This is a genomic window from Nocardia carnea NBRC 14403 (assembly GCF_000308515.1).
GTDB classification, from domain to species: domain Bacteria; phylum Actinomycetota; class Actinomycetes; order Mycobacteriales; family Mycobacteriaceae; genus Nocardia; species Nocardia carnea.
Genome location: NZ_BAFV01000102.1, coordinates 1 through 6385 on the forward strand (window position 1 = coordinate 1; position 6385 = coordinate 6385).

7 protein-coding genes and 2 pseudogenes are annotated in these 6385 nt (G+C 66.8%); 5 read left to right on the forward strand and 4 right to left on the reverse strand.

Annotation, left to right across the window (positions count from 1 at the left end; genetic code table 11):
* Positions 1-519 (forward strand): annotated as a pseudogene (locus ON22_RS26785) (tyrosine-type recombinase/integrase); the annotation flags it as partial.
* Positions 516-920 (forward strand): DUF6262 family protein, encoded by a 405-nt coding sequence (locus ON22_RS26790; protein ID WP_051158124.1) that lies wholly within the window; start codon positions 516-518, stop codon positions 918-920. The pseudogene ON22_RS26785 and the gene ON22_RS26790, both read left to right, overlap by 4 nt.
* 92 nt (positions 921-1012) lie before the next feature.
* Here the strand turns inward: ON22_RS26790 and ON22_RS26795 are convergent, their stop codons facing one another.
* Positions 1013-1321, reverse strand: a complete 309-nt coding sequence (locus ON22_RS26795; RefSeq protein WP_156052502.1) for a hypothetical protein — start codon at positions 1319-1321, stop codon at positions 1013-1015.
* Positions 1322-1429: 108 nt separating this feature from the next.
* Here ON22_RS26795 and ON22_RS26800 point away from each other — a divergent pair, with 108 nt between their 5' ends.
* Positions 1430-2671: an amidohydrolase gene (locus tag ON22_RS26800; RefSeq protein ID WP_033247730.1), complete on the forward strand. Its 1242-nt coding sequence runs from the start codon at positions 1430-1432 to the stop codon at positions 2669-2671.
* Positions 2672-2953: 282 nt separating this feature from the next.
* Here the strand turns inward: ON22_RS26800 and ON22_RS26805 are convergent, their stop codons facing one another.
* Complete coding sequence (locus tag ON22_RS26805; RefSeq protein WP_033247731.1) at positions 2954-3616, reverse strand: Rossmann-fold NAD(P)-binding domain-containing protein; 663 nt, start codon at positions 3614-3616, stop codon at positions 2954-2956.
* Positions 3617-3650: 34 nt separating this feature from the next.
* Positions 3651-4556: an SDR family NAD(P)-dependent oxidoreductase gene (locus tag ON22_RS26810; protein ID WP_033247732.1), complete on the reverse strand. Its 906-nt coding sequence runs from the start codon at positions 4554-4556 to the stop codon at positions 3651-3653.
* Positions 4557-4662: 106 nt separating this feature from the next.
* Between ON22_RS26810 and ON22_RS26815 the strand changes: the two genes are divergently transcribed.
* The gene (locus ON22_RS26815; protein WP_033247734.1) at positions 4663-5229 is read left to right on the forward strand and encodes a TetR/AcrR family transcriptional regulator; all 567 of its coding nucleotides are present in this window, start codon (positions 4663-4665) and stop codon (positions 5227-5229) included.
* Positions 5230-5269: 40 nt separating this feature from the next.
* Here the strand turns inward: ON22_RS26815 and ON22_RS36395 are convergent, their stop codons facing one another.
* Positions 5270-5722, reverse strand: coding sequence for an MmyB family transcriptional regulator (locus ON22_RS36395; RefSeq protein ID WP_231508804.1), 453 nt, complete (start codon positions 5720-5722; stop codon positions 5270-5272).
* On the opposite strand from ON22_RS36395, the pseudogene ON22_RS26825 reads away from it, so the two are divergent.
* Positions 5713-6228: pseudogene (locus ON22_RS26825) on the forward strand (aldo/keto reductase family protein); the annotation flags it as partial. The gene ON22_RS36395 and the pseudogene ON22_RS26825 overlap by 10 nt on opposite strands.
* Between the last annotated feature and the right edge of the window lie 157 nt (positions 6229-6385).

A 6385-nucleotide genomic window follows, 5' to 3' on the forward strand; every position in this document is an offset into this window, starting at 1 on the left:
ATGCATTACGCCAAGACCCGAACCGAGGTCGCCGAACGGGAATTTCTGCGGTTCAAGAAGGTCACCGCCGACGGCCGTGCAACCGAGATCGACCCGCAGGACCTGTTCGACCTGCTGCATCTGGATTACCGGGCCGACCGGATCCTGCCCAATGGCTGGTGCCTGCTACCACCGAAACAATCCTGCACCAAGGGAAACGCGTGCTTGACCTGCGACAAATTCGTCACCGACGCGTCCCACCGCAGCGAACTCCAAAGGCAACTCACCGACACCGAACGCTTGATCGACCAACGCCAACAGCAGTTCACCGCCCGCTACGGCGAACCGATGGACACCGGAAACGTCTGGCTCGACGGCAGACAAGGCGAGGCCACAGCACTACGGAAAGTCCTCATTGCCCTGGACCAGATCGCTGTCCACGACAACGGCGAAGTCCGCGCAGTCCGCGGCGCCGGCACACTCGAACGCCGCCAACCGCTGCGGCCCGACGGCGACAAATCCAAGGAGGAATCCGCATGACGGCCCTGCCCGACCACCTCCGTGCCGCCACGGCGCGTCGGACCGAGCATGCTGCCGAGCAAGCGCAGAAGGCGCTCGCGAGAATGCTCAAGAACAGACAGCCCATCTCATTCACCGCGGTCGCCCGCGAGGCCGGGGTCAGCACCGATTTCCTCTACCGCCACCAGCAACTGCGTCCTCGGATCGAGCGCCACCGCGCCAAATCCGGCATCGGCTATCAGCGCCAACCCGGCGAAGAACCGACCGGATCGTCCTCAGCAGTACGCGCGCTGACCCGAAGACTCGAAGACGAACGGCGAGACCACCGCAATCACACCGCCGAGCTGCGCAAAGCACTCGAAGCCGTGCACGGAGAAAACCTGGAACTCCGGCGCCGCTTGGCCCGATACGAACCGGACTGAGTCAGGTCTGTCGGGCACGGGGGGCCGGGAACATCCGCGAGAAAAGTCACGCGAGCAGTTACCTCAGACCGGTTTCTCGTTCTGCCTGGGTTTCAGGTGTCCAGCATCCCTACAGGACCACCGAGGGCATCGCCGACCCAGAACAGGGCCTGGCGTCGGGTCTGGTGCAGACCTTGTTCCAGATCGGCGGTGCCGTGGTGCTCGCCGCCGATTCCCGTCGCCATCGCCGAAGCCCTGTCGGTGCCCGTTACCCCGGACTCTGCAGCGTGCGGACCGGCGGGGGTTCCGATCGGCGGCAGGCCACCGCGCAGGCCGGGCAGGCGTGCCAGGATGGACAGCACACGGTGGCGGCGAATCCGGCGCCACCGGCACGGCAGCAACAGACCGAATGCCCTGGACAACGGGCGGAACCAGCGGGTCTCCGCCCACCCCGCCGGTCCCCGCGACCGGCATCGCAGTCCCCAACTTCCCGGCCTTCGCGGCCCCATGAGAACGCAGAGGGAGAAGTTATGCGTGCATATGAGAACGTCCCGGTCGATCCCACGCTGACCCGCTTGTATCAGGATCTGCATCGGCATCCGGAACTCGGCTTCCAAGAACACCGGACCGCGGGCATCATCGCCGATCGGCTGAACCGGCGGGGTCTGCGGGTGACGACCAGGGTCGGCCGGACGGGAGTGGTGGGCGTCCTCGCCAACGGGCCCGGGCCGTCCGTTCTCCTGCGCGCTGATATGGACGCGCTGCCGGTGGCCGAGGAAACCGGCCTCGATTACGCGAGCACGGCAACGGCGACATCGGACGGCAAGGTCGTCCCGGTGGCCCACGCCTGCGGTCACGATCTCCATATCACCTGCCTGCTCGGCGCCGTCGACGCGCTGGCCGCCGATGCCGACAGCTGGCGCGGAACGCTGGTCGTGGTGTTCCAGCCGGCCGAAGAACTCGGCGCGGGCGCGCAGGCCATGGTGGAAGACGGCCTATTCGACCGTTTCCCACGCCCGGATATCGTCCTGGGCCAGCATGTGTCCCCGCTGCCGGCCGGAACCGTCGCGGCGCATCCCGGTCCCGCCTACGCCGCCTCCGATTCGCTGCGGGTACGTCTGATCGGACGCGGTGCGCACGGGTCGATGCCGCAATCGTCGATCGACCCGGTCGTGATGGCCGCGGAAACCGTGCTGCGGCTACAGACCGTCATCTCCCGGGAGATCCCGAGTACCGCCACAGCGGTGCTCACCATCGGGTCGCTGCATACCGGCGACGCGGCCAATGTCATCCCGGGTGAGGCCGAACTCCAGCTCAATATCCGCAGCTACGACGAACAGGTCCGGCGGACGATCCTGGACGGTGTCACCCGTATCGTCCGGGGTATGGCCGCGACCGCGGGCGCGCCGCAGGAACCCGAGATCACCGAGACAGAACGGTTCCCGGTGGTATCCAACGATCCCGCGGCTCTGCGCAGAACGCTCGACGCGTTCGCCGCCCGGCTCGGCGAGGACCACGTACTCGATCCGGGCGCGGGCGCCGGAAGCGAGGATGTGGGCATTCTGGCGACGAGCGCGGAGGCGCCGCTGGCCTACTGGCTGCTCGGCGGTAGCGATCCGTCCCTCTTCACCACCGGCGACCTGAACGATCCTGCCCTGCTGCGAGTGCCGTCCAATCATTCGCCGCACTACGCCCCGGCGATCGAACCGACCCTCCCGCTCGGAGTGACGGCGCTGGTCACCGCCGCACGTACCTGGCTCGCCACGGCCTGAGAGCCGCGCCGAAGCGGGGCACTACCGCACATAGTTTCGTGAGTCGACCGTGACACCGGGGGCAGTTACGCCAGCTCGGAGACCATGTTGCCGCACATAGTGCGCGGCTATCTGCGGTAACTCACTAAGCGTGACTTTTGTCGTCGATGTTCCCGGACCCCCGGCACCGGGGGCACCATCCACCGGTGGTCGAGTTCACGCGAGTCGGTATCGATGCCGGACTCGCCCGGTTCGGACCCACCGGCTACCGGTCGCTACGGGTCCGCGACACAGCGGCGCGCATCAGGAATCGGCGGCGGCGTTGATGTCGGCGGTGTCGAGGACTCGTTCCCGGCCCTGGTCGCGGGTGACGGCGAGCATGGCCTGTCCCAAGCGCAGGCTGGTCGTGACATGGCCGGGGATGATTCGCCGCAGCAGCGGGTACAGCGGTGTCACCACCCGGTACAACGCGACGTAGGCCTTGGTCTTGGCCCGGGTTCCGGGCAGGGGCACGATGAACGCGGGCCGGAACATATAGGCCCGTTCGGACAGGGCGAGCAGTGCGTTTTCGGTCTCGCCCTTAACCCGTGCCCACATCATGCGCGAGGTGGCGGTGCTGTCGGTTCCGGCGCCGGAGACGTAGCAGAACACCAGCTCGGGGTTGGCATCGAGGACGGCGTGGGCCGTGGCGAGGGTGTAGTCGTAGGTGATGGCGCGGTAGTCGGTTCCGCTCATGCCGACCGCGGAGGTGCCCAGGCAGAACAAGCAGGCGTCGTAGCCGGTGAGTTCGGCTTGGATCGGGGTGAAGTCGGTGAAGTCGTCGTGGCGGAGCTCGCGCAGCTTGGGGTGGGTGCGGCCGGTGGCGGTGCGGCCGATCACCACGTCGGTGACCGTGTCGTCGAGCAGGCAGGCTTGCAGGACGCCTTGGCCGACCATGCCGGTGGCGCCGAAGACGATGATGCGCATCGGGTTCCTGTTCTGTCGTGTGCGGCCGAGTCGGTCAGTCGAGGTAGCGCACGCCGGTCAGGTCTTCGGAGACCTGCCACAGCCGTCGCGCCAGCTCGGGGTCGTGGGACTGCTTGCTCGACGACACCGGCTTCGGGTGCCCGCGCAGGCCTGCGAGACCGTCGGGGCCGTAGTACTGCCCGCCCGTCACACCGGGGTCGGTCGCCGCGCGCAGGGTCGGCAACGCGCCCATCGCCGCGGGTTGGGAGAACAGCTTCATCGCGGGAACCTCGATCACCGCTGGCAGGTGGCGGCCCAGTTCGGTGTTCGCTCCGCCGGGGTGCGCGGCGACCGCGATCGTGGCCTGGCCAGCGGCGGCCAGGCGCCGCTGGAGTTCGTAGGTGAACAGCAGGTTGGCGAGCTTGGATTGACCGTATGCGGCCAGACGGCTGTAGCCGTGCTCGAAGTTCAGGTCGTCGAAGTGGATCGCCGCGCGGATACGGTGCCCGACGCTGCTGACCGTGACCACCCGCGAGCCCGGCACCGGCGCCAGTGTGTCGAGCAGCAGACCGGTCAGGGCGAAGTGTCCGAGGTGGTTGGTGCCGAACTGCAACTCGAATCCGTCGGTGGTGGTCTGCTTGGGCGGATACATCACCCCGGCGTTGTTGATCAGCAGGTCGATCCGGGGATGGTTGGCCTTGATCTCGGCGGCCGCGGTCCGTACGCCGTCCAGCGATCCCAGATCCAGGTGCTGCAACTCCACCCGGGCATCCGGCGTTGCGGCGGTGATCCGGTCCGCGGCGGCCTTGCCTTTGTCCAGGTTGCGCACGGCCAGTACGACGTATGTGCCTTTGGCGGCCAGTGCGGTGGCCGTTTCGAATCCCAGCCCGGAATTCGCGCCGGTGACGACGGCGATACGTCCGGACTGGTCGGGGATGTCGGTGGTGGTCCACTTCGCCATGAGAGTCCTCCTCGGTAGTATCAGATAAACGGAACGACTACTCCGCTTGCATCTCAACTATACGGAACGCGCGCCCCGTTTGTCAGGCGTGCGGGAGGTGATCCACGTGACCGACAACCCCAAACCGCTGCGTGCGGACGCGATCCGCAACCGGGAAGCAGTCCTCGAGACCGCCTACCGCAGCTTCGCCGCCGAGGGATTGTCGATCCCCATCGATGAGATCGCGCGCCGCGCCGGAGTCGGTGCGGGCACCGTCTACCGGCATTTCCCCACCAAGAATGCCCTGTTCGCCGCCGTGATCGATCATCGCCTGACCCAGATCGTCACCGCGGGGCGCGCACTGCTCGACGAGGGCGATCCCGGACGGGCGCTGCCGGAGTTCATCCGCGCGATGGCGCTGCATTGGGGCGCTGCCGATCAGGGCTTGTCCCAGGCGATCGCCGGCGACGGGATCGACATCGACACCGTCGCCCCTGACACCGAAGCCCGGTTCATGGGTCTGCTCGGTGAACTCCTCACCGCCGCGCAACGCGCCGGGACCGTCCGCGCCGACCTGACTGTCCGAGAGGCCAAGGCGATCATCGTCGCCTGCCAGGCCGCCCAAACCCACACCCCCGATGTCGCCGATCGAGTCACCGCCCTCATCCTCGACGGGATCCGGCCCCCGTTGTGAGGGCCAGGGGTGGGTCGATGACGCGGCCGGTCGGGGTCTGCTAATCGTCGGCGGTGGCAGGCTGGTCCGCGCGTGTTGGTGTGTGGATGTTGGTGGCGGCCCAGGAGCCGAGCAGGGGCATCGCGTCGGCGGACGGGGTGGAGGGTTCGACGGTGTAGAAGTTGATGACCAGGCCGGGATCGGCGGGCAGTGGCATGGTTTCGTAGCCGATGCTGATCTCACCGACGACGGGGTGGTGGAAGGTCTTGGTTCCGGTGTAGTGCAGGCGCACATTGTGTTTGGCCCAGCGGACCCGGAATTCGTCGCTGCGGGTGGATAGTTCGCCGACGAGGTCTGAGATGCCGCGGTCGTAGGGGTCGCGGCCGGCGTCGGTGCGCAGCAGGTTGACCGCGCCGTCGGCCATCAGGTCCCAGTCGGGGTAGAAATCGCGGGCGCGGGGGTCGAGGAAGCAGAAGCGCACGAAGTTCACCGGCTTGGACACATCCGGGGCCATGGGGTCGGGGAGACTACGCCGAGGGCAACCGCAAGGCCTGGCGTGCGCTCGAAAACGCCTACACCGCAGGAAAACTCCGCTCGATCGGCGTCTCCAACTTCGAGCAGCACGACCTAGACAACATCCTCTCCGCCGCCACGATCGCACCGCAGGTGAACCAGTTACTCGTCCACGCGGGCAACACCCCGACCGAGCTGATCGCCTACTGCGAGGACAACAACATCCTCGTCGAGGCGTACTCACCCATCGCCCACGGGAAAATCCTGAACAACCCCGACGTCGCGGCAATGGCCGACCGATACGGGGTGAGCGTTCCACAGCTGTGCATCCGGTACACCCTGCAACTGGGAACCGTCTCACTGCCCAAAACCGCCAACCCCGACCACATGCGCAGCAACGCTCAACTCGACTTCGAGATCACCGACGACGACATGGACACACTTCGCACTCTGCGCGCCCGCGACTACGGCGAACACAGCGTCTTTCCCGTCTACAGCGGCAAGTGACACGTCGCCACAGCCAACGACCTTGATTCGGACGATCCACCGGGAAGATTCGTCAGCCAGCCATATTGTTTCGCGTCTCTGTCGCCACTATGCTGCCGACAACACGATCAGGAACAAACGGTCATGCTCTCGGCGCGGGCGCAGATAAGACGTGGTC